The sequence below is a fragment of the Streptomyces sp. NPDC008238 genome, assembly GCF_042956445.1.
Classification (GTDB): Bacteria; Actinomycetota; Actinomycetes; order Streptomycetales; family Streptomycetaceae; genus Actinacidiphila.
The window spans coordinates 99,722-123,335 of record NZ_JBIBGK010000013.1 but is presented as its reverse complement, the minus strand read 5'-3'; the positions used below and the strand labels follow the sequence as shown (position 1 = coordinate 123,335).

The 23,614-nt window shown below is 73.2% G+C and carries 9 protein-coding genes; 3 read left to right on the top strand and 6 right to left on the bottom strand.

Annotated features, from left to right (window positions below; translation table 11 throughout):
• The first annotated feature begins 5 nt into the window (after nt 1-5).
• Entirely contained in the window at nt 6-1,220 is a 1,215-nt protein-coding gene (locus tag ACFZAU_RS24885; RefSeq protein ID WP_500554009.1) for an FAD-dependent oxidoreductase, read from the top strand.
• A gap of 88 nt (nt 1,221-1,308) precedes the next feature.
• On the opposite strand, the gene ACFZAU_RS24880 is transcribed toward ACFZAU_RS24885, so the two are convergent.
• Nucleotides 1,309-5,427: a carboxypeptidase regulatory-like domain-containing protein gene (locus ACFZAU_RS24880; RefSeq protein WP_500554008.1), complete on the bottom strand. Its 4,119-nt coding sequence runs from the start codon at nt 5,425-5,427 to the stop codon at nt 1,309-1,311.
• Nucleotides 5,428-6,107: 680 nt separating this feature from the next.
• Here ACFZAU_RS24880 and ACFZAU_RS24875 point away from each other — a divergent pair.
• Nucleotides 6,108-10,316 (top strand): Kelch repeat-containing protein, encoded by a 4,209-nt coding sequence (locus tag ACFZAU_RS24875; RefSeq protein WP_500554007.1) that lies wholly within the window; start codon nt 6,108-6,110, stop codon nt 10,314-10,316.
• Nucleotides 10,317-10,617: 301 nt separating this feature from the next.
• Here the strand turns inward: ACFZAU_RS24875 and ACFZAU_RS24870 are convergent, their stop codons facing one another.
• Entirely contained in the window at nt 10,618-11,031 is a 414-nt protein-coding gene (locus ACFZAU_RS24870) for a RipA family octameric membrane protein (RefSeq protein WP_500554006.1), read from the bottom strand.
• A 62-nt stretch (nt 11,032-11,093) separates the two neighbouring features.
• Complete coding sequence (locus ACFZAU_RS24865; protein WP_500554005.1) at nt 11,094-12,395, bottom strand: S1 RNA-binding domain-containing protein; 1,302 nt, start codon at nt 12,393-12,395, stop codon at nt 11,094-11,096.
• Nucleotides 12,396-12,615: 220 nt separating this feature from the next.
• Here ACFZAU_RS24865 and ACFZAU_RS24860 point away from each other — a divergent pair, with 220 nt between their 5' ends.
• Complete coding sequence (locus tag ACFZAU_RS24860; RefSeq protein ID WP_500554004.1) at nt 12,616-13,839, top strand: AfsR/SARP family transcriptional regulator; 1,224 nt, start codon at nt 12,616-12,618, stop codon at nt 13,837-13,839.
• 106 nt (nt 13,840-13,945) lie between these two features.
• On the opposite strand, the gene ACFZAU_RS24855 is transcribed toward ACFZAU_RS24860, so the two are convergent.
• Genes ACFZAU_RS24855 through ACFZAU_RS24845 form a run of 3 tightly spaced genes read right to left on the bottom strand, consistent with a single transcriptional unit; the run spans nt 13,946 to nt 23,534 of the window.
• Complete coding sequence (locus tag ACFZAU_RS24855) at nt 13,946-16,483, bottom strand: sensor histidine kinase (RefSeq protein ID WP_500554003.1); 2,538 nt, start codon at nt 16,481-16,483, stop codon at nt 13,946-13,948.
• Nucleotides 16,480-19,830 carry a phospholipase D-like domain-containing protein gene (locus ACFZAU_RS24850; RefSeq protein ID WP_500554002.1) on the bottom strand — a complete coding sequence of 1,117 codons (3,351 nt, stop codon included), beginning with the start codon at nt 19,828-19,830 and terminating at the stop codon, nt 16,480-16,482. The genes ACFZAU_RS24855 and ACFZAU_RS24850 overlap by 4 nt, the downstream gene beginning before the upstream one ends.
• A complete protein-coding gene (locus ACFZAU_RS24845; protein ID WP_500554001.1) occupies nt 19,827-23,534 on the bottom strand; it encodes an AAA domain-containing protein in 3,708 nt (1,235 codons plus the stop codon). The genes ACFZAU_RS24850 and ACFZAU_RS24845 overlap by 4 nt, the downstream gene beginning before the upstream one ends.
• Between the last annotated feature and the right edge of the window lie 80 nt (nt 23,535-23,614).

Genomic DNA, 23,614 nt, shown 5'->3' with positions numbered 1-23,614 from the left:
CCGTCATGACGAACTCGACTGGCACGACCAACGGCACGGTCCGCTCCGCACTGGTCATCGGCGGCGGCATCGCCGGGCCCGTCACCGCGATGGCGCTCCGGCGGGCGGGTATCGAGGCGACGGTCTTCGAGGCGTACGGGGGGCCCGCCGACGGGGTCGGCGGCGGCATGGGGCTGGCGCCCAACGGATTCGAGGCGTTCGACGCGATCGGCGTGGGCGACGCGATCCGCGCGGTCAGCACCGAGATGAACGGCATGGTGCTGCGGAGCTGGAACGGCAGGAAGCTGGCCGAGTTCGGCACGCTGCCCGGCATCGACCCGACGCGCTTCGTGATCCGGGCCGAGCTGTTCCGCACCCTGCGGGACGCGGCGAAGGAGCGGGACGTGACCACCGTCTACGGCAAGCGCATCGTCGACGCGAGCGAGGACGCCGACGGTGTCACCGCGCGCTTCGAGGACGGCGGCACGGCCACCGCCGACGTCCTGATCGGCGCGGACGGCCTCCGCTCCACGGTCCGCCGGCTGATCGACCCGTCCGCGCCCGAGCCCGAGTTCGCCGGCACGGCCGGGTTCGGCGCGACGGTCGCCGCCACCGGCGTCCCGCCCACCGGCGGCTTCATGCAGATGGCCTTCGGCAAGCGGTGCTTCTTCGCCTGGCAGGTGTTCGCCGACGGCACGGGAATCTGGTTCGTCAACCTGCCGGTGTCGCAGGCCCTCTCGGTGGGCGAGCAGCGCGAGCGCGGCGGCGCCTACTGGCTGAAGCACCTGGCGGAGGTGTGCGAAGGCGACGCCACCCCGGCCGCGCGGATGCTCGCGGCCACCGACCCGGAGACGATGCTGTTCGCGGGCAGCACGGAGAACATGCCGCGCTCGGTGCGCTGGAGCCGCGGCCGGATGGTCCTGACCGGGGACGCGGCCCACGCTCCCTCGTCCAGCTCCGGCCAGGGCGCCTCGCTCGCGGCGGAGAGCGCCGTCGAACTCGCCCGCTGCCTGCGCGACCTGCCCCTGCCCCGTGCGCTGTCCCGCTACGAGGAACTGCGCCGGCCCCGGGTGGAGCGGATCATCAAGGACACCGCCCGCACCAACGCCCGCAAGGCCGCCGGCCCCGTCGGCCGGGTGGTCCGCGACGCGCTGCTGCCGGCGATGTTCAAGCTCGCCAAGCCCGAGAAGAAGGCCTGGCAGTTCCGGTACCCGATCGACTTCGACGCCCCGGTCGTGTGACGGGCCGTGAACGGACGGGACCGTCGCACCGGACGGAACGCGGGCCGGCCCGAAGGGGCCGGCCCGCGTCCTTCCGCCGGACGGGCGGTTACTGCTTCTTCAGCGTGAAGTCGACGGTGACGGTCGCCCCCTTCTTGAGCTTCACCGTGGTGGCCACCGGCCGGTAGCCGTCCTTGGCGACGATGACGTCCAGCGGGTTGTTGCGGGTGTCCAGCCACAGGGAGTACGTGCCGTCGGCCGCCGTCCTCAGGGAGTAGTCGGCCGCCCAGCTGCCGATCTCGACGGTGGCGCCGGCCAGCGGCCTGCTCGTGCCGTCGCTCTGGACGCCCCGGACGGTTCCGGTGATCTTGCCCCAGGTCTTCGGCGGGTCGACGTGCAGGGACACCGGCACCTTCCGGATCCCGTACGGGCTGTCGTTGTCCAGTGCCAGTTGCGCGGTCAGGTCGCCCGGCTGGGTGACCTCGGGCACCGAGGCGTCCAGCGTGACGGTGACGGTCGTGCTCGCGCCGGGCTGCAGGGTGAAGTGCCGGGTGCTCGTGCTCAGCCACGGGACGTCGGTCGTGCCGCCCTGGTCGTAGCCGGGCAGGAGCTCCACGGTGCTGCTCGGGGTGTACGGCTCGCTTCCGCCGCCGATCTTGTAGAGGCCGAGGGCGGCGCCGCCGCGGTAGGTGGCGACGTTCGCGTTGGGCAGGGCCGTCCAGGCGCCGGCCTGCGGGTCGTAGGCGAAGCCCTGGTTGGTGAGGGCCTCGTGGCTGATGCCGCTGGAGACCACGAGCCGGTCATTGGCCGCGGTGGCGGACGAACTCCACAGCGGGATGGGCAGGTCGGGGAGGGCCGTCCAGGTGTCGGCGGCCGGGTCGTAGACGTAGGCGTGCTTGCTCTCGCCGAGGGAGTCGGCGTCGCCGCCGGCGCAGTACAGCTTGCCGTTGACGCCGCCGCAGGACTCCCAGGCGACCCTCTCGGGGTAGTCGGCGATCCGGGACCAGGAGTCGGTGTCGGGGTCGTAGGCGTACGCCTCGGCGGTGCCGCAGCGGTCGTCGCAGCCGCCGACCGTGTAGAACTTGCCGTCGAGGGACGCGCTGCCCTGGCCGGCGTAGGCCGCGGGCGCCGGTGCCCCGGTGCTCCAGCGGTCGGTGACGGGGTCGTAGACCTCCAGCTTGGGGTCGGTGGTGTTGTCCGGGAGCCAGCCGCCGACGGCGTAGAACCTGCCGTCGACGAACTGGCCCGAGGGCGCCTCCCGGCGGTCGGCCGCGCTGGCCGCCCGGCTCCAGGTGCCGACGACGGGGTCCAGGACGTACATCGCGTTGGTGACGTCGAAGCCGGTGTAGCCGAAGGCGGAGTAGACCTTGCCGCCGTGGCTGCCGACCGCGTTGCCGAGGACGGTCTCCGGGAGGTTCGGGGCGGTCTGCCAGGCGTCACCGGACGGCGCGGCGGAGTGCTGCGCGCCGGCCGCGGCCGGTCCCCTCTTGCTCGCGTACGGGGAGAACGTCCCCTTGACCGTCTGGCGGGGTGCGCCGGCGCCGAGTGCCTGGGCGTGGAAGCCGCCGGCCCGTTCGCCGAGGGTGACCGTGACGGGCGCGCCTCCGGTGTTCCTGACCGTCATGGTGCGCGTGGTGGACGTGCCCCAGCCCAGGCTCGCGCCGACGGAGTCCGGGGTGACCGTCAACTGCCCGGCCTTCAGCTTGTAGGAGGCCCGGACGGCGCTGTCGGCGGCGATGCCGACGGTCTTGGTCAGCTCCGTGTACCGCGGCCTCGCGGCGCTGATGCCGTGCTCGCCGAGGGCCGGCGAGAACATGAGGTAGAGCCCGTCCCCGAGCACCGGGTCCTGCGGCGTGGCGACGGTGGTGGCGGTCGCCCCCGGTTCGCCCGCGACGGTGACGGCGGCTCCGGTCAGGCCCTCGCCGGTGTTGGCGTCGGTCACGGTGCCGGTGACCAGGCCGCCGGGGGTGGCCGTGTAGCCGCGGTCGCCGACGAACACGTCGTCGACGCCCCACCACCAGGCGAACTCGGTGACGAAGTGGAACCGCACCCGCACGTCCCGCTTGCCGGCGAGGCCGTCGAGCGGGATCTCGACCTTCGCGTGGTCCGCGAAGCCGGCCGTCGCCGTCCACAGCGACGTCCATGTGGCGCCGTCGTCGGAACTGGCGTCCACCGAGACGGCCTTGCCGTCGGACACCCAGTACATGGCGTCGAAGGCCAGCTCGGGATCGGCGGTGCCGGTCAGGTCGTAGGCGGGGCTGATCAGTTGGGTGTCGTGGGGCGAGCCGATCGTGGGGTTGTCGGCGATGGCGAAGGCCCCGTCACCGCCGGTCTGGTTGCCGCGTCCCTGGGGGTCGTCGAAGGTCCAGCCGCCCTCGCTGCCGTCGGCGTTGACGACGCGCCAGCCCTGCGGGGCGGAGTCGGTGGACGTGAAGTGCTCGGTGGCGCCGTCCAGGTGCACGGCGTAGCCGGGTGCGGTGGCCTTCCACGGGTCGGCGCGCAGGGCCAGCCGGAGCGACTGGGGGGCGTCGGTGACGGTGAGGTTCCTGGTCCCCGTCGTGTAGCCGGGGAGTGCCGCGTCGGCGTGGAGGGTGTAGTCGTGGCCCTCGGGAAGGCTGAGGGTGAAGGCGCCGGTGGCCGGGTCGGTCCACACCGGGCCGCCGGGGACACCGTCCACGGTGATCCTGGCGTAGAGCGGCCAGCCGTGGCCGGAGCCGTCGGTGACCTCGCCGGAGACACTCCGGCTGGGGACGGGCTTCAGTGCGAAGTCCCGGGTGAGGGAGCCGTCCTCGGTGACCTCGACCTCCTCGGCGGCGCCACTGGCGTAGCCGTAGGCGTCGACGGTGACGTCGTAGCCGCCCACGGGGAGGCCCAGGGTGTAGCGGCCGTCGGACGCGGTGCGCGTGAGGTTGCCGGTCCCGGCGCTGACGGTGGCGCCGGCGAGGGGCTTGCCGGTGCCCTGGTCGGTGACGGTGCCCGACAGCGTGCCGTGCGGGCCGGTACGGAAGGCCCGGAGGCCGTTGGGGGTGCCGAGGCCCGTCGGGCCGTCGTATCCGGCGGTGCCGGTGCAGAGGTAGGCCGGGGTGCAGGTGCCGTTGTCGCCGGTGGTGACGTCGTGCAGCCCCGCGTCCGCCGCGTAGGGGTAGGAGTTGGGGTAGGTGCCCGCCACCGGGGTGCCGGCGTTGGCGTAGACGGCGGCGATGATGGGTGAGCCGGCGCTGGTGCCGCCGAACTGGGCCCAGCCGCCGCCACCGTAGGTCTGGTAGACCGCGACCGGGGTCGCGGGGTCGGCGACCGCGGAGACGTCGGCGACGGCGCGGTTGGCGCAGCCGGTGTCCTTCTGGAAGGCGGGCTTGGGCTCGTAGAGCGAGCACCCGGACCCCGCGCCGGCCCAGGCCGTCTCGGTCCAGCCGCGGTCGGTGCCGCTGTCGGCGGTCAGGGAGGTGCCGCCCACGGCGGTCACGTGGGGCGACGCGGCCGGGTAGGAGACGCCGTACCCGTAGTCGCCGGAGGAGGCGACCATGGCGACGCCGGGGTGGTCGTAGTGGGCGTCCAGGACCGCCGTCTGGTAGGGGTCCTCACCGCTGCCGAAGCGGTAGTCGGTGCCGTAGGAGTTGGACACGAACCTGGCGCCGAGCGCGACGGCCTGGTCCACGGCCGCGCCGAGGTCCTCGAAGCCCGGGGTGTCGGCCTCGACGAGCAGGATGTGCGCGTTCGGCGCTATGGCCGAGACCATGTCGAGGTCGAGGGAGATCTCGCCGGCCCAGTCGGGGTCGGGCTGCGGGTAGTCGGTGCCGCCGCGCTGGTCGACCTTGCGGAAGCAGCCGTTGTCGGTGGTGCAGGCGGGCAGGCCGTACTGCTCCCGGTAGACCGCCATGTCGTCCTCGGCGGTCGGGTCGTCGAAGGCGTCCACGACGGCGATCGTCTGCCCGGCGCCGCCGCCCGCCGGCAGGTCGTAGGCCGAGCGCAGATCGGCCGGGCCGAACCCGCCAGGGGCCGCCTGGGTCCGCAGGCCCTTGGACGGCTTCACATCGGTGCGGCGCAGGGCGTAGCAGGTGGCCTCGCCCTTCCTGGCGGCGCCGCACGCCGCCTCGTAGGGCGCGCCGCCCTCGGCGGGGGCGGCGGTCGCGGTGGCGGTCGTGGTGGAGGGCGCCGCGGCCTGGGACGGTGTCTGGACGCCCAGGACGGCCAGCGCGGCGGTGACGATCACCGCCGGCCAGGTGGACATCCTTCGCCGCAGCGGTGGAGGGGATATGTGTGGTACGCGCAACGTCCGACTCCCAAATCAGCACGGGAACACCGAACCTGAGGGTTCGGCGGCGAACTCCGGTGGTCGCTCGCCGGGAGACCATTAGCGGAGAGATCTTGTATCCGTGTCAACGCCGCAAAGGGCCGGAAAGGGCCGCAGTTTCGCGTTCTCCGGTGCGCCCGACGGGAATGCGTCCGGAATCCGGAGACGGGACGCGGATGAATGGCGTGATGTACGACAGGCCCCGCCATGAAGGTGGTTGACGCACACATCGCCCGATTCCCGGCGCTCCGCCCGGGCAGCGCCACCCTGCACCGCGCACGCCCCGCTTGCGCCCGGTCGGCCCCCTTGACGCGATGTGCCGCGCCATTCACCGACATCGCCGACTTTCCCGGTTTCCGTCCGGCGAATTCAGCGCCACGGCCGGGACATTGCCCGGATTTTATCCCCGTCGATGTTTGATCCGCCTACGGAGCCGCCCGCATATCCGGCCGGACCGGAATTCACCGTTCCCGCCACCCGCCCCGCCGCGTGATCAGGCCGACGGGCCACCTCGCGAGAAGAAGCGATGTCTAATGGGGCCGCCCGCGGTGAATGGATTCATTCGATCGCCGGCCGCCTGGTTGATCGCGCGTCAACGGACAGATGGGAACAGGCACGTGCAGATACCAAGAAAGCCCACCCGCTCAGGACGGCACAGACTCACCGCCGGACTGGCGGTGCTGGGCCTGTCGCTGCTCACCCTGCTGGGGACGCAGGCACCGGCCACCGCACAGGCACCGGCCGGTGCGGCACGGCAAACCGCGGACACCGCCAGGGACAACGGACTGTCCGCGGAACCCTCCTGCTCCGCCCCGGAGAAGGACGAGTTCGTGTGCTTCGCCCTGCGCCGCACGGACCTCGGCACCGCCAGGCGGGCCTCGGAACCCGCCGGTTACGGCGCCGCCGACCTGCGCGGCGCCTACGACCTCCCGTCAGGCGGCGGCACCGGCCGGACCGTGGCCGTGGTCGCCGCGTACGACGACCCCACCGCCGAGCAGGACCTGGCCGTGTACCGGGAGCAGTACGGCCTGCCGGCCTGCACCACGGACAACGGCTGCTTCCGCAAGGTCGACCAGCGCGGCGGCACCGACCACCCGCAGCCCGACCCCGAATGGGCCGGGGAGATCTCCCTCGACCTCGACATGGTCTCCGCAGTGGCCCCGAACGCGCACATCCTGCTCGTCGAGGCCGACAGCGCCGACCGCGAGGACCTCGGGGCAGCCGTCGACCAGGCCGTCGCGCTCGGCGCCGAGGTCGTCTCCAACTCCTACGGCTCCTACTACGACAGCCTCCCCGGGGGCGGTGAGGACCCCGCCGAGACCACCGACCCCCACTACGACCACCCCGGCGTCGCCATGGTCGTCGCCGCGGGCGACCTGAACTACGGGGTCCCCTACCCCGCCGCGTCCCCCTACGTCACCTCCGTCGGCGGGACCTCCCTCGCCCGCGACCCGAACACCCCCCGCGGATGGTCGGAGTCGGTCTGGAGCAACGGCGACCGCGGCACCGGCTCGGGCTGCTCCGCCTACCAGGCCAAACCGGCGTTCCAGAAGGACACCGGCTGCCCGCGGCGTACCGTCGCGGACGTCTCGGCCGTCGCTGACCCCGCCACCGGCGTGGCGGTCTACCAGAGTTACGGGCAGAGCGGCTGGCAGGTCTACGGAGGGACCAGCGCGGCCACGCCGATCATCGCGGGGGTGTACGCCGCCGCCGGGACCCCGGCGGCCGGCAGCTACCCCAACTCCTACCCCTACGCCGCCGCCAGCGGCCTCAACGACGTGACCAGCGGCTCCAACGGCACGTGCGAGCCCGCGTACCTGTGCACCGCGGGCGCGGGATACGACGGCCCGACGGGGCTGGGCACGCCCCGCGGCCTGGGCGCGTTCCGCGGCGGGCCGCGCGGCGAGGTCTCCGGGAAGGTCACGGACTCCGGGACGGGCGAGCCGCTGGCCGGGGCCGCGATCTCGGGCGGTGACGTCGTCGTGCACTCCGACGCCTCGGGGGCCTACACCCTGTCACTGCTGGCCGGAACCTACGACATCGACGTCGAGGCCTTCGGCTACGCGACCGAGTCCGCACCCGACGTCACGATCGCCGACGGGGCGGCCCTGACGAAGGACTTCGCGCTGCGCACCGTGCCCAGCCGCACCGTCACGGGGAAGATCACCGACGGATCCGGCCACGGCTGGCCGCTCTACGCCAGGATCACCGTGGACGGCTCGCCCGGCGGTCCGGTGTGGAGCGACCCCGTAACAGGGGCGTACAGCCTCACGCTCCCGCAGAACCGTGCGCACACCCTGCGGATCGCGGCCACCGTCCCCGGCTACGAGGAGGTCGTCCGGCACCTCGACGCGGGCACGGCCGCGCAAAAGCTCGACGTCCCGGTGCCCGCCGACGTCTGGTCGGCCGGCGCCCCCGCCTACGCGCCGAAGCTGACCGGCCCGACCCAGGCGTTCACCTCGACGGCCTCCGCCCCCGATGGCTGGTCGGTCGTCGACGCCGAGGGCACCGAGGGCGGCTGGGCGTTCGACGACCCCGGAGGGCGGTCCAACACCACCGGCGGGGACGGCGGTTTCGCGATCGTCGACAGCGACCACTACGGCTACCCGGCCGCCCAGGACTCCAGCCTGGTCAGTCCGCGGTTCGACTTCACGGACGTTACGGTTCCCGAACTGGCCTTCGACACCGACCTGATGCCCTTCTTCGGGCAGACCGCCGACCTCGACGCCAGCACCGACGACGGCGAGACCTGGAAGAACGTCCGTTCCCTGACCACCGACGCGGCCGGCCCGAAGCACCTCGACGTCCCCCTTGCCGCGTACGCGGGCAAGCCGTCCGTGCGGCTGCGGTTCCACTACACCGCCTCCTACGCCCTGTGGTGGGCCCTGGACAACGTGTTCATCGGCGATCGCGGCCTCACGCCGACCCCGGCCGGCCTCATCACCGGAACCGTCACCGACGCCAACACCGGCGCGGGACTGGTGTCCGCCACCGTCACCGGCGGCGACGGGCCGGCCCTGAGCGCTATCACGGCCGCCACACCCGACGACCCCAACCTCGGCGACGGCTTCTTCACCCTGACCGCACCGCTGGGCAAGCACACCCTCACCGCCGAGACACCGCACTACACCGGGCAGACCAAGACGGTCACCGCCCGCGCCGACTCCGCCGTCGCCTCGACCTGGAGGCTCAAGGCGGGCCGGCTGTCCCTGACGACGGACCCGATCGAGGCGACCGCCGTCCTCGGCAGGACCACCACCCACCAGCTGACCGTCAGCAACACCGGAGGCGCCCCGGCGACCCTGACCCTTGCGGAACGCGCGGGCTCCGGCGGCACCGAGGACGGCGCGCCCCTCCGGCGTTCCGCCCCGCGCCGACTGCCCTCGCCCGGTGCGGACGGCCGCGACACCGCGCAGATCGACGGACGGACCACGCGCGGCGGCGGGCACGCGCCGGCCACGCGCGGGACCGGACCGTCGGGTGACGCCTGGAAGCCCGTCGCCGACCTGCCCGCGGCCATCATGGACAACGCCGTCGACACCTACGACGGCAAGGTCTACTCCGCCTACGGCTACGACGGCGAGGACGACACCGGGGACCTGTACCGCCTCTCCCCCGACACGGGCGCCTGGACCCGGCTCACATCGTCCCCGCACCCGCGCCGCGCACCCGCGCACGGCTTCATCGGCGGCAAGTTCTACGCCGCGGGCGGGTGGGGCAGCAGCACCGGGGGCATCGACCCGGGCCTCGACGTCTACGACCCCGTCAGCAACCGCTGGAGCAGCGGCGCGAAGGCTCCCAGAGCGTACGCCGGCTCGGGCAGCACCGTCCTCGACGGCAAGCTGTACATGATCGGCGGCTGCGCGGCCACGAGCTGCGGCACGACCGACGCCTCCGTCTACGACCCCGGGGACGACAGCTGGTCCGAGATCGCCCCCTACCCGGAGCCCATCGCCTGGCAGTCCTGCGCCGCCATCGGCACCAGGATCTACTGCGCCGGCGGGGAGAGCGGCGGCGCCGTCGCCGTGTCCGCCGCGTACGTCTACAACCCCGCCACCGACAAGTGGTCGGCCCTGACCGACATGCCGATCCCGCTGTGGGGGGCGGCGCACACCGCGGCCAACGGACTGCTGCTGATCTCCAGCGGGGTGACCGACGACAGTCTGCTGACGAACCAGGGCTTCGCCCTCGACCCCGCGACCGGCACCTGGGAGGCGCTGCCCAACGCCAACACCCCCACGTTCCGCAGCGGCGGCGCGTCGGGCTTCTACAAGGTCGGCGGCACCGTCGACGCGTACGAGCTCTCCCCCACCACGGCGGTCGAGCTCCTGCCCGGATACGACCAGGCGGGGCTGTCGGAGGTCGGCTGGCTGGGCGAGTCCAGCAAGAAGATCACCCTGGCCCCCGGCCAGAAGACGGTGCTCACGCTCACCTTCGACACCACGGCACTGGAGGTGGCGCAGCCCGGCGCGTACGGGGCCCGGCTGGCGCTGTTCAGCGACACCCCGTACGCCCTGCCCGACATCCCCGTCTCGTTGCACGTCGACCCGCCGAAGACCTGGGGCGGCATCAGCGGGACGATCCGCGGGGCGACCGCCTCGGGAGGGTCGGCCCCGCTGGCCGGCGCGACCGTGCAGATCGACGGCTGGGCCGCCTCGTACACGCTGACGACGCGCCCCGACGGCACCTTCGGACTGTGGCTCGACACCCGCGACAACCCGCTGACCGTCATCGTCGCCAAGGACGGGTACCGGCCGACCGTGGCCACCGTCCGGCTCAAGAAGGGAGTCGTCGTCACCCACGACGTCACCCTGAAACGGGCGTAGCGCACCGGGGGGCGCGGGACGCCGGGGTCCCGCGCCCCTCCGTCGCGCGCGGGCCGGAGGCCGTACGCGGCCGCCGCCGTGGTCCGACCGGACGATCGGCGCGCTCCCTTGGGCGCGCCGCGGCACCGCCCCGACGGCCGGGCGGGACCCTCGACACAGCCGCGACGGGTTCGTCCCGTCGGCGGGCCGGGCGCCGTATCCCCGAGCACGGCGCCCGGCCACCCCCTCGCGTCCGGCGCCGGCGAGCGTCCGAACGGCCCGGGCCGACGTGGGGGACGCCGGCCCGGGCCGCCACGGGGTGCTACGCGGTCAGGGTGAGGACCACCGCGGCCGTCTGGAGCAGTGCGAAGGCGCACGGGATGATCCGCTCGGCCAAGCCGAGTTCGACGTACCCGCGGGGCCTCGCCGTCCATTCGTCGCGGAAGAGTGCGGCCGGCAGCCGCGCCTCCAGGGCGAGGATCCCGTCGAAGCGTCCGCGGCTGATCTGCCGGTAGGTCCGCAGCTGCCACCACCACAGGAGGCACATCAACTGGCCCCACGCCCACAGGAGGACGGCCGCGGGCCAGGTCAGCGGCAGCGCCGGCGCCAGGCCCGTGAGGGCGGTCAGCACGGTCAGGAAGTAGGCGTTCGCGGTGGCGCGGCGGGCGGAGAGCCGGTCCGCGCTCTCCACCGCCGTCCGGTGGAGCTCCACGAGGGTCGAGGGCTCGCTGGTCATGGTGTCGCTCCTTCCCGGTCCGCCGGTGGCCGCGCCCGCGGCCACCGGCGGACCGTGTCGTGTCAGCTGGTCGTGGTCGGCTCGGAGTCGTCGGAGTCGTCGGAGTCGTCGAGGTCGGCGATGTCGCGGACGGAGATCCGGTCGCGCTCCGGGTCTACCTCGATGACCTCGACGTCGAGCACCTCACCGCGGTCGACGCCGCCCGCGTTCAGGTCCCGGCGCAGTTCCGCCGTCATGACGGAGCAGTGCAGGAACACCGGCCGCCTACGGCCCTCGACGGACAGCAGGAGGTAGCCGCCCTGTCCTTCCGGGGCCACCTTCACCACTTCGCCCTCCAGCCGGTCGCCGACCGAGGGGACGGGGCCGGAGGCGGCGCGGTCCGGCGTGACGGCCGGTGAGGTGCGCTGCGGCACCGGGCCGTCGAGGTGGAGCGTGATGCGCCGCCGGCGCGCCTCGATCTCCGTGACCGCGACCTGCAGCCTGCCTCCGGGAACGGTGTGGAAGCCCGGCGGCAGGACACTGCGGGGTACCAGCCCGTTGAGCGGCCCCGCCACCCGCACGAACACGCCGGCCTCGCGCACGCTGTGCACCGTGCCGGTGAACGTGTGCCCCACCGGGTGCGTGGTGGCCAGTTCCTGCCACGGGTTGGGCCGCCCGGTGAGCAGGGTGTACTTGGCGCCGCCGCTCGGTGACATCTCGAACGCGCCGTCCAGCCGATCGCCGACGTTGTAGTGCCGGGTCATGTCGGGGACGATGCGCGCCCAGTCCACGTCCTCTCCGCCCAGCACGCCGTGCGCGCCGTCGTCGCCGCGCACGACGACGAACTCGCGGCTGACGGAGACGACCTGGGCGCGGGCCGGCACCGTGCCACCGGTGGCCATGGGGATCAGTGCCATCTCCTGGACCGGCTCCTCGCAGACCGCCTTCAGCTGCACCCGCAGTTCGTCGCGCATGTGCGACATGTCCGCGTAGCTGTTGCTGTAGGGGATGTGGCGCAGGCCCCGGATGTCGCTGGGGATGTCCTCGGCGCTCTGGGAGAGGTAGACCATGCGCTTGCCGATGAGCTTGGCGGCCATGTACTCCATCGCCACGTTCGGTGCGCGGCAGGAGAAGTCGCAGACCACCGCCTCGGCCTGCTGGATGGCGCGCCAGACGGCGTCCAGCACCGACGCCGGCCCGTAGATCGAGTCGGCGCGGACCGGCTTCATGCCGGCCTCCCTGATGGTGGCGCTGACGACCTCGGTGTACAGCCAGTCGAAGTCGAAGGAGGTGCCGTCCTGGAGGGCCTTCGTGCCGAAGGGGCCGATGTACAGGACCGTGCCCGGGATGGGCTGTTCGTCGCGGGTGAGGCGTATCTCGTGCATGATGCTGTCCTTCCGGTTCGGCCCGGGATGTCGCCGGGCGGGGATGAGGACAGGAAAGCGCCGCCGACCGTGGTGCGGGGGGCGGCCCGCGCTGAGGTTTTCGCCCGGCGTCGCGGGGTTCCTCCGGAAATCCTCAGTACGCCGTCAGCATCTACCGGAACATGACATGATTTGACATGGTGGGACAGCCAGGCCGTGCCCGTTGTCCGGGGGTGGGTGCATGAGCGAGTCGGCTGGTCTGTGGCGGATCCGTGTGCTGGGTCCCTTGGCGTTGACGAAGGACGGCGTGCCCGTCGCCGCACCGGGGCCCCTGCCTTCCGCGGTGCTGACGGCGCTGGCGGTCGCCGGCCACCGTGGGCTCCACGTCGGCGAGTTGCTCGGCTCGGTGACGACACGCCGCGGCGAGCAGGCGATGCGCCGCCGCAACACCCTGGAGCGGCACATCTCGGACCTGCGCCAACTGGGCGTGCCGATCCCCAAGTACGGCTCGCTGGTCACCGACGGCTACGCGCTGCCGGACGACGTCGCGGTGGACGCGTGGGAGTTCGCCGCCGGGGTGGCGAACCTGCCCGCCGAGCCTACGGAGCGGGGGATCGCGGACCTCCTGGCGCTGTGGACCGGGGACCCCCGCGCGGTCCACGACCGTGTCGCCCCGCGCCGCTGGGACCGTCTGTTCCGGGTCCGTGACCAGTTGCTGCGGCTCGTCGAGGGCAACGGCACGGCCACCTCCCCGGAACTCGCGGACTTCGTCGCCCTGTTCCCTTCCGACCGGGCCTGCGCCGCGCTGCGGAACCGGCTGGAGCAGCAGGCCCGCAAGCGGCTGCTGGTCGTCGAGGACCAAAACCTCTCCCTCGTCGTCAGTGCGCTGGACGGCTACGACTGCCTGCCCGTGGCCGGGCGTGACGCCTGGTACGAACTGGTCAACTCCCGCCGCGAGGACCTGCTGCGGCTCGACGGCGCCCTCATCGACCTGCATCTGACCGACGGCTACCGCGACGAGCAGGGCCTGGACATAGCGGAGTGGCTGGCCGACCACACGACGACGCCGGCGGCCCTGATGACGATGGCCCCACCGGCCGGTGACCTCGTGGAAGGCACACAGGTCCAGCGGGCCCGCTACCGCCTCACCCAGATCATCTACAAGGGACGTGACGGGCTGGACGTGACGGGCATCAGGAACGCCGCCCGCGTGCTGACCTCCGACGAGGACCGGCACGTCCGGGCACGACTGCACACCTCCGTCGCCTGGGCCCGCTTCCACGCCCAGGAGAGGCTGGCCACCCCGCCGACGGATCGGACCAGGCGGCGGCTGCAGGAGTGCGAGCGGGAGGCCGAGGCCGCACTGCGCGAGGTGAGGACCGGGGAGTTGTGGCAGGCGCGGACGGCGGTGCGCGAGTTCGTGGACCGCTGGCAGCACCGGCAGGGGTCCTCCACCCTGCGGTGACGTCGACCGGTTCCACGGCGGCGCAGCCCCGTACGCCGCGTGCGGCGGTGTCTCACGCCGGAGGGGCCCGTACGCCCGGAGACGGAGGCCCGGGGCCCGGGGGCTCTCACTCCGGGGGACGGCCGTCATCCGGCCTCACGTCAACGTCGGGCGCCTCCTGACCGGTTGCCGCGACGAGCCGGGGCAGCCAGACCCGCAGGTGGGCGCCCCCCAATGCGGAGTGCGTCAGGATGTCGACGGTTCCGCCGCTCTCGCGGATCATCTGCCGCGCCGACCTGAGTCCCGAGCCCGCGCTCCCGTGCCGGGAGAACGCTCCCCCTCCCAGCAGGACCGTGCGCTCGTCGTCGGTCAGTCCCGGCCCGTTGTCCTCCACGTCCACCACGCACCACTGGCCGTCCTGCCCCTCGGGCCCGGTCTCCGCCGTGTGGATCCGCATCGTGACCAGCGGGAGGTCGGGCGGCGCCGCTCGCAGTGCCTGGACGGCGTTGACAAGCAGGTTCTCGAGTGAGATCTCGATGTAGGAACGGACGGCGTGGACCCGCAGGGGGCCTTCGCCGGAGTGCCGGATGCGTACCCCGGTGGTGAACTCGACCCGTCGGGCGAGCGCGCGGGTCACCTCGTCGAGGTCGAGCGGTGCCGGGGGCTGGCCGTACTCCTCGAGTGCCTGCCGGTACTGCTCCCCGCTGAGTTGCTTCACCTGGTCGATGAGCCGGTCGACCATGCCGCGGGTCTGCCCGTCGGCTGCCTGCGCGACCTCGCGCAGGTCTCCGATGACGCCCGCGACGATGTTGTCGTTGCGGTGGCCGATCGTGGCGACGGCCTGCTCGGCGAGGGCGGTCCGGGCGTGGGCCTGTGCGTCCTCCGCACGCTCGGACAACTCCCGCAGCGCTTCGCGGGCTAGGGTCTCCGCGCCTTCCGCGAGCAGCGCGCCGAGTCCGGAGTCGAGTGTCGCGTAGGTCTGCCGGTCGCGCCGCAGCAGCCCCGCGTTCTGCAGCCGTGACAGCGAGCGGTCCGGAGCCAGCTGCCGGGCCACCCGCTCGCCGGCCTCCTCGGTGACGCCCATCAGGGGCAGGTCGGTGAGGAGGTCGTCCTCGCCGAACGGTTCGCCGCGGTGCAGGGTGTAGGCGATGCCCAGGATCGCGCGGTCCTCCGGTTCCAGCGCGATGAGCGCCTGCCGGCGGATCGCGTCGCGGGTACCGGCGCCGCGGATGGCCTCGAGCGCCGGGAGTTCCAGCCGGCGGGAGTGCGCGGGCAGGGGGGTGAGGAGCCGGCTGAGCACCTCGCGGAGGACGGCCGGATGCCCGCCGGTCTCGTACAGCAGAATGTCGATGACCACGGCGTCGGCGGCCACTCCGCACAGGTCGAGGAACCAGGCGAGCGCTTCCCGCGGGGCCGCTCCGGAGTCGAGCACGATGCCGTCGTCGGGGGAGGTGAGCTGTGCGTGCGCCAGTTGCGGGACGAGGTGGCGCAGCAGGTTGATGCGGTACGTCGGGGCGCTGCGGTTCGTGCCGCGTGCGGGGCGCGCCAGCAGGGCGAGGAGCTGGGTGGCGGTCAGCACGGCCGTACCGCCGCCGTCGCCGGCGCCTTCCGGCGGTGTGCGCTCGGGGTGGCCGACGTCCCGTACGAACCAGATGACCGGCCCGGCCAGCTCGGCCGGTGGGGGCGTGTGCGGGCCCGCCACCCACAGGGGCAGGCCGGCCCGGCGGGTGAGGCGGAAGCCGGGCAGCCGTGCGTCTCCGAGACCGACGAGTGTGGTGGCGAAGCCGTCGCCCATGGGGGTGACGGGCGAGCGGACGTCCTCTCCCAGGAGCCGTCCGAGGGCGGTCGCAAAGGCCCCCGCGGTGGGGGCGTCCAAATGGGCCGCCAGATGCCGCAGGGTGTCGACCACCTCCTGGCCCGCGGCGTCCACCTCCGTGACGCGCGCCAGGTGGGGTGGGAGCGGCGGTCGTACGTTGGGCCGGTAGTGGAGCAGGACGATGTCCAGGTCGCGGCCGAGCGCGGATTCCCACAGCGGAGGCCGGGCCACCGTCGCGGGTCCTCCGCTGTAGCCGTCGGTGACCTTCGCGCGCAGCAGTTGCCGGGCCGTGGGGAACTCGCCGGCCTCGACGCAGGCCTTGACGGCCGCGGCGTGATGGGGGTCGAGGGATGCGGCGTCGGTTTCCGCCAGCAGCTCCGCGCGCAGCGCGCCCTCCGCCTCCTCGACGAGGCGTCGTGTGGAGGCGAGCGCCGCCGCGGTGTCGTCGGGGGTGCCTGCCGTCGTGAGCCGCGAGCCGAGGCCGAGGCCCGCCCTGCGGGCCCGTTCGATGAGGGTGGCCGTCTCCTGGTCGATGGCGGCCTGCCTGGCCCGGTGGGCGTCGGCGAGGGCTTCTTCGACGCGGTGGCGCGCGGCGGCGGGTATCCCGGTCCAGATGGACGCGGTCGCGTCCTCGCCGGCGAACAGCTCGTCGACGACGGCCAGCTCACCGTCCGCGATGAGGTGTCCGATGCCTTCCGTGACGCTCAGCGGTTCGGCGATCCCGGCCAGGATGCTGTCGGTGACGGCACGGTCGTCGAGCGGTCCGCCGGTGTGCACGGCGCGGGCGAGCCGCGGGTAGCGCCAGCGTCCGGGCCACGACGCGAGGATCTGGTGCAGGGCGTGTGTCAACGGGACCCCCAGCGGGCCAGTTCCTCGATGTCGTCGAGGAAGGTTCGGGTCAGCCGGCGTTCGGGACCGGTCATCTGCGCCGTGGCCTCGCCGAGCGCTTCCCAGCGGGAGGCGAGCCAGCGGCCGAACGACTCGGCGCCGGGCGGGAGCGCGGCCTGTGTGCCGTCCTCGTCCGCGTACAGCGCGACGAGGGACCGGGTCTGCGCGATGACCGGTTCGAGCCGGTTGAGGTAGCGCTTGAGGTGCGCGCCGTGCATGGGCGGGTGCTGGGGTGAGACGAGCGTGCCGGTGCTCTCGACCAGGCGCACGGGATCGTGGACGGCCCCGGCGGTCTCGCGCCAGGCCTGCAGCCCGCCGGCGGTGCGTTCCTCGGCGACGCGGATCAGTTGCGCGAACTCGCCGTCGACGTTGTCGAACAGGTGGCGGTGGGTGCGTGTGCTGGTGGTGTTCTCGAACGTCAGTGCCTTCGCGTGGTGCAGCAGCCGCTGGAGGGTCTGCCACGCCTCGTCCAGGGTGCGTTCCCGCTCGGATCCGCCCAGGGAGCGCCGCACCTGTGCGAGCGGTATGGGCTGGTAGGCGCGCTGCCAGTAGGCGGTCGTCCGCTCGGCCAGTTCCGCCCAGACGTCGCGGAGTTCGCCGGTGAGCAGGAGGACGACGTCCAGGGCCTCCGGGTCGCCGCGCAGCAGCGTGGCCGTGACGGCGGCCGCGAGGGCGGTGTTCCGCTCGTCCTCGTCGGGGTTGTCCAGGGCGAGTTCGGTGAGGGTCTCGGCGAGCAGCGGGGTGTCCCTGGCGGCGGCGAGGAGTGTCAGCGGCACCCGTGGCCGGTGCTGCGGTGCGGGCAGGGCCTGGCGCAGGACGGCCGCCTCGACGTAGCGCGCCTCACGCCAGCAGTCCGCGATCAGCCAGCGCAGCCAGCGTTCGGCGTCGGCCGCCCTGGAGCCGGCGGCGCCGTGGTCGGCGAGACAGCGCGCGGCCACGGGGCGCACCAGCTCGGCGGGCGCTTCCTCACCGAGCGCGTTGAGGACGGCCCACGGGTCGCCGGAGGCGGTGAGCGCTTCCCGGAGGAGGGCCGGCGTGGGGGGCACACCGGGGATGTAGGCGCTCAGGAGGTCCTGGGCGCCGGCGTAGGCGGAGCCGGACGCGACGACGGAGGTGTGCCGCGGCTGTGCCGCGCGCAGGGCGGGGCGCGTCGCGGGCGCGCCGAGCGCGGTGGCCAGCGTGTCCGCGATCGCCCGCCCGGTGAGACGCACGCTGAGCTCGGAGGAGAGCCGGTGACGTCCGTACCGGCCCTCGAAGGACAGGTAGTTGAAGCTGCCCACCACGGCGTTGTCGTCCCACAGCAGGACCTTGGCGTGGTTGGTGCCCTCCAGGATCTCCATGCCCTCAGGATGTTCGCCGCGCAGGGCCACGAGCGCCGTCCGGGCTTCCTCGTACCGTTCGCGGCGTGTCCCGGTGCCGCGGTCGGGTGCGGCGTGGCTGAGGGTGATGTGCACGCCGCGTTCGAGGCAGGCGCGCAGTGATCCCAGCATGCCCTGGTCGACGACCTCGGCGGAGAGCCCGTCGGAGGCGATCACCAGGCGGTGCGCGGCCTTGTCCAGGGCGTGCCGGAGCAGGCTGCGGTGCGCTTCGTCGGTGACGAGGCGGAGGGAGGGCAGCGCGCGGTCCTCCAGGAAGTCCCGGGTGCGTTCGACGTGCTCGAGCCAGCCACGGGTCCACACCCGTACGGACGCCTCGGCGTCGCGGTGCTCAGCGGGTGGCTGGATGGCCAGCGCCGGCGGCGCCTGCGCTTCCGCCGGCGTGGCGGCGGGCACCTGGGGGCGCCGGGCCGGGCCGTCGTGCGCCGGGGCGGAGGGGTGGGGAGCGGCGGTCTCCTGCGCTGCCTCCTTGGACGCGCGGACCCGTACCTCCCGGCTCTGGGGATAGGAGGGGATGACGGAACGGACCCAGCCGAGCAGCTCGCTCACGACGATCGAGCCGCCGGTTCCCCCGGCCTCCAGCAGGACGCCGGCCTCGGGCCGGTCCCCCGCGCCGGACAGCACGTTCCTGCTGGTGACCAACGCCGTGTGGTGGTCGGAGACGACCAGCTTCGCGTGGGTGCGGGAGGTGGTGCGCGGGATGACGACGCTCTCCAGGGCGCCGGCCGGGGCTTGGCGCGCCAGGTCCTCCAGCGCGTTGCGAGTCTGCTCGTCGAGGGCGTCGTCGTAGGCGCTGTCGGCGTCGGCGCCCCAGACCAGCACGATGCGCACGCCGCGCCGCACGGCGGCGCCCAGCGCGTCGAGATGCCCGGTGAGCGCCCGGTACCTGATCCAGGGGCTGACGATGACGAGCTGGGTCTGCGCGTCGGCTATGAGCCGGTCCACCACCGTCCGGTGCTCCTCCGCCCACACGGTGGTGACACGCATCTCCCGCTCGACCCGGTCCCGCAGCAGGCCGTCGAGCTGCCGCGCGTCGTCCGCCATCTCCTCGTGCCACGCGTGCCGCCGGCCGGCCGGGATGTCGGGGGCCCTCTCCACCCGCCCCGCCAGTCTGGCCAGCGCCGTCTCCGCGCTGGGAGGTTCGAGCAGTGCCCCCTGGGCTCCCTGCCGGAGCTCGGCGTAGACGGCGCTGCGGGGGCTCTGCGCGCACAGCTCGGTGAGCCTGTCGGAGGCGGCCTCGCGCAGTTCGGCGGGAACGAGGTCGTCGACGACCGTCACGGTCAGGCTCTGCCGCTCCTCGTCCCAGTGGGGATGGACCTTCATCTCGATCCAGCGTCGCCCCATCGACTCGCGCAGCCCCGGCGGGGGTATCCGGTAGGACTGGACCATGCGGGAACGCCCCTGGATCCGGGTGCGCGTACGGTCCGACGGCTCCTCCGGCTCCGTGCGCCGCAGTGCCTCGTTCAGGGCGTGGAGCACGCTGTGCTGCGGCAGGTCCTCCAGGCCCACGCGCCGGTCGTCGGCGGGGACGCACAGCCGGGGATGCGGCGGCCGCTGCCGGCCCCTGGCGGGCAGGACGCGCAGCGTGAGCTTGTCGATCATGAGGTCGCAGGCCTGCTGGACGGCTTCCGCCCCGCCCAGCCGGCTCAGGTCGTCGGCCTCCACGCAGGCGGCGACCTGGTCCGACACGGCGACGGTGGCGGCCCGGTGGTCGACGGTGAGGTGGCCGTGGCGCCACAGGTCGTAGATCAGGTCGTCGATGATGCGGCGTCCCAGCCCGAGCCGCTGCTCCAGTGCGCCCACCTCGTTGAGTCCCCCGTGCACGGCGCGGAGCACCAGGTCCTCGATCGGGGAGACGGTGTCGCCGAAGCCGACCCGCACGTGCACGCGGACGACCTCGCACGGCACGTGGACGATCACCACCGCGCTCATCGGCCCTCCAGGGATAGGACGTCCGTCGCGTTGACGATGTGCCCGTCGGTGTCGACGCACTGGCACACCTGCCGCCAGAAGTCGTCCTCCGCGTCGTAGCGCGCGTAGTGCTCCCAGTCCCCCACGATCACCAGCAGCCGTCTGGCCCGGGAGAACATCACGTTGATGAGGTCCCGCCGGCTGAGGTGGCCGTAGCTCTCCGCGGTGCTCCCGCCGCCACGGACCTTGTTGCGGACGAGCGAGACGATCACGATGTCGGCCTCCCTGCCCTGGAAGGCGTGGATCGTCTGGACGCGGTGGGCGAGTTCGCCGTACTGGCGCAGGCGTTCGGCCTGCTGCCGGTAGGGGGTGATGACGGCGAGCGGTTCGGCGCTGTAGCCGTCCCTGCGTGGTTCCGGCCGGGGCTCCATGGCCGAGACGATGGCGTTGACGATCTCGGCCTCGCCCTCGTTGCGCCAGTGGGGCTGCTCGGCGCAGCGGGCCATTCCGGCGGTGTCCACCCACACCAGGGCGCGGCCGCGGAGCCAGTGGGGGAAGCGCAGTGGTGGCGGCTGTTCGTCGTGGCGGGTGGCCAGGCCCCCGGGTTTGAGGCCGTCGGCCGGCGGTGTCTCGTTGTCCCGCAGCTCCCGCGGGTAGAAGACGCGGCTGATGACGTCGGCGATCGGCTTCCGCATGCGGAACTGGGTGGAGAGCATCGCCGTGGGCCGCTCGACGGACTTGCCCGCCGGTGCCTGTGACGGCTCGAAGAGGTTGCGGAAGAGGTCGAAGGCCTCCAGGTAGGCGGCGCTCCTCTCGCCGTCCTCGGCAAGGCTGGTGTTGGGGTCGCCGACGCAGGCGGCGAGGAAGCGCACCACCTCGTCGCGTCTGTGGGCCGGCAGTTGGTAGTGGTCGCCGATGAGCGTCCACCGCACGCCGCGGACGAGGGGGATGGCGAGTTCGGTCGGCCAGGCCTTCGCCGCCTCCTCCACGACGACCCAGTCGAAGGCGGAGGCCCCGTCGGCCGCTCCCACGTTGCGCGGGGTGGCGGTGGCACAGGTGGCGAAGACGATGTTGGCGCCACGTTGGAGGCGGTCCGCGAGCTCCGGCAGGATCGAGACGCCGTCGCTCTCGCGCAGCAGTTGCCGCCACCTCTCCAGGATGGGCCGCAGCCACGGGTCGACGCCCGCGGCGATGGACCGGTCGACGTGGGCGCCCATCTGGCGGGCGCGGCGTACGGCGAGTTCGTCGCGCAGCCACGGCCGGACCGTGTCGTCGGGGCTGCTGCGCTGGGAGACCATGCGCAGCGCGATGGGCACGTCGCCGAGCCGGTCGGTCGGCCCGTCGTCGTCGAGGGCCCCGATGTCCCGCAGGATGCGGGCGGCGAGGTTGTCGAGGGTGAAGTTGGACTGGGCGGAGACCAGGATGCGGTGGGTGGAGTGCTGCTCGAGGTAGGCGGCGATGGCGCGGGAGGTCACCGTCGTCTTGCCGGTGCCCGGGGGCCCCTGGAGGGCGAAGAACTGCTGGTGGGTAAGGATGTCCTGCACCGCCTTGCGACCGCCCCCGAGGAGTCCTTCGCCGGCTCGCGCCCACCGGTGGGGCAGCGTCCTGATGGACCGGGGGTTGCGTATCTGGGAGAGGAGGGGGCGCAGGCCGAACAGTTCCCAGCGCGCGTCGAGCTGGCGGCGGAGAACGGCCTCGGAACCCACGTCGTCGGCGGGCCGGATCCAGCCCCGCCGGGGGATGCCGGGTTCGCCGTGCTTGCGGCGCAGGATGATGCGGTCCTGTCCCTCGCTGCGGACCACCTGCGCGTGCACCGCCCGGGTGCCGGCGTCCTTGCGGTCGCTGTCACCGCCGTAGAGCTCGACGTCGGCGCTGCCGCCCTCCTCGCTCTCCAGGCGGCCGAAGAAGTCGCCGAAGTCGGGGCGGAGGTCGGGGTGGCGGGCGTACTTGGTCAACAGGGGCTGGCGGAAGATGCGGTCCTGGTCGCGTCCGCGGTCCCAGGAGACCAGCACCTCCGCGTCGTTGTCCCCCGGGGCGTAGGGGTCGAGTTCGTAGGGGTAGCGGCGGGCCTGCAGTTCCACGCCCTGGAACTCCAGCAGCCAGTCGATGGCCCGCTGGTAGTCCAGTTGCGCGGTCGTCGCACCGCCCACGGGGCGGAGCGCGTCGATGACCGCCGCCCAGGAGGGCCGTCCCTGGCGCAGCGCGGTCAGCCGTGCCCGCGGCATCCGGTGGTCCACGACCTGGACGTCGGGCAGCCGCCGGCTGCGGGAGAGCGACTGCAGGTCGTCCAGCCGGGCCTCCATGCCGGGTGCGTCGCGCTGCGCCACGTACTTGACGAGGAGGACCTCCCGCAGCGGCACACCCGGCGCCTGCGCCTGTTGCGGGCGCATCAGCTGCCCGAACCACAGGGCGCGCCGGCCCACGAGGACGGTGGTCGCCTCACGTTTGGCGTCCCTCGTCCCGCCTCCGACGTAGGGGTCGGCGCCTTCCTGGGAGAACAGCGCCTGCGCACCGCGCAGTTCCCCGGTGAGGAGATCCGCGATCTCCCGTACGCCCTCGGGGCTGACGGCCTCGTTCTCCAGCCATCCCCATCGTCCGAGGGTCTCCTCGCACCTCTCGGGCATGAAGGCGACCAGGAACGGCCGGCTGCTGCGTTCCTGGCCGAGCGCCACCACGTTGTCCTCGTGGTTCTCGCTCAGTTCGTTGACCACCTCCGCCGCGGTGGGCCGCTGCGCGGGATCCTCGTCCAGCATCCGGCGCAGCACGGAGGCGAGGGCGGGTGGCAGCCCGGTGGTACGCAGCGCACCGCGCATGTGCTCCCCCAGGCGCCGCAACCGCTCGCGGGTCGCCGCGACGGCCGACGGGTCGTCGGGCACCCGGTCGGGCACCAGATCCGGGGGGAAGGCGCCGACGAACCACTCCCAGGCGATGGCCGCCAGCCCGTACACGTCGGCCTGGACGGACTCGCTCCGGTTGGCGTCGTCGCCCTCCGCGGGCAGCAGGTGGCGCACCCGTTCGGGCGGAAGGTACGGCAACGGCTCCGGGCCGCCGAGGGCGAGCCGGCGAAGGTCCTCCGGAGCGGCGGTGGAGTCCACGGTGGCCGTGTCCAGGAGGCTGGAGACGAACGCGCTCATCTCGAACCGCGCCAGCCGCAGGTGGGTCTCCCCCGCTCCGGCGCCGTACTCGGGCACCACGTCGATCGTCAGGGGCGAGAGGTTGCGGTGCGCCAGCCGCAGGTCGTGCAGGACGGCCAGGCCGTCGGCGAGGTGCTCGAACTGCCGCAGTGCCTTGACCTGGTCGCGCCGGTACGGTCCCGGCCCCTCCTCGGCAAGGGTGTAGTCGGACCCCTCGGTGGCGACGAACGCCACGCCGTCGACGTCGGCGCCCGCTTCCCGCACCGTCTCCGGGTCCTGGTAGCCGCCGGCGAGCAACTGGGGCAGAGCGGGGTGGTCCAGGCCGGACAGCCGGGAGAGCGCCCGGATCTCCTGGTCCCACAGGAGACCGCCGAGGCTCGAGAGCCCGAGGTAGACGTCGACGTTGATCATGCGGGCGGAGACGTCGTCGCCCTCGAGCAGCTGGCAGGTGTACATCCGCCCGTCCAGCAGGGCCCTGCAGGCGGGTTCGCCGTCCGGATCGAGCGGGAGGTAGGGCCCGTACCGCGCCGTCTCCTCGTCGCAGCAGAAGTAGGTGACCAGCCGCTGTGCGATCCGCGTGTCCCCCGCCACGGTGCCCCCCACAGAGATCCGTGTGTACCTGACTCGCAGTATGCCCAACTATGCGGCGGTGCAAGGGTGATACGCACGAT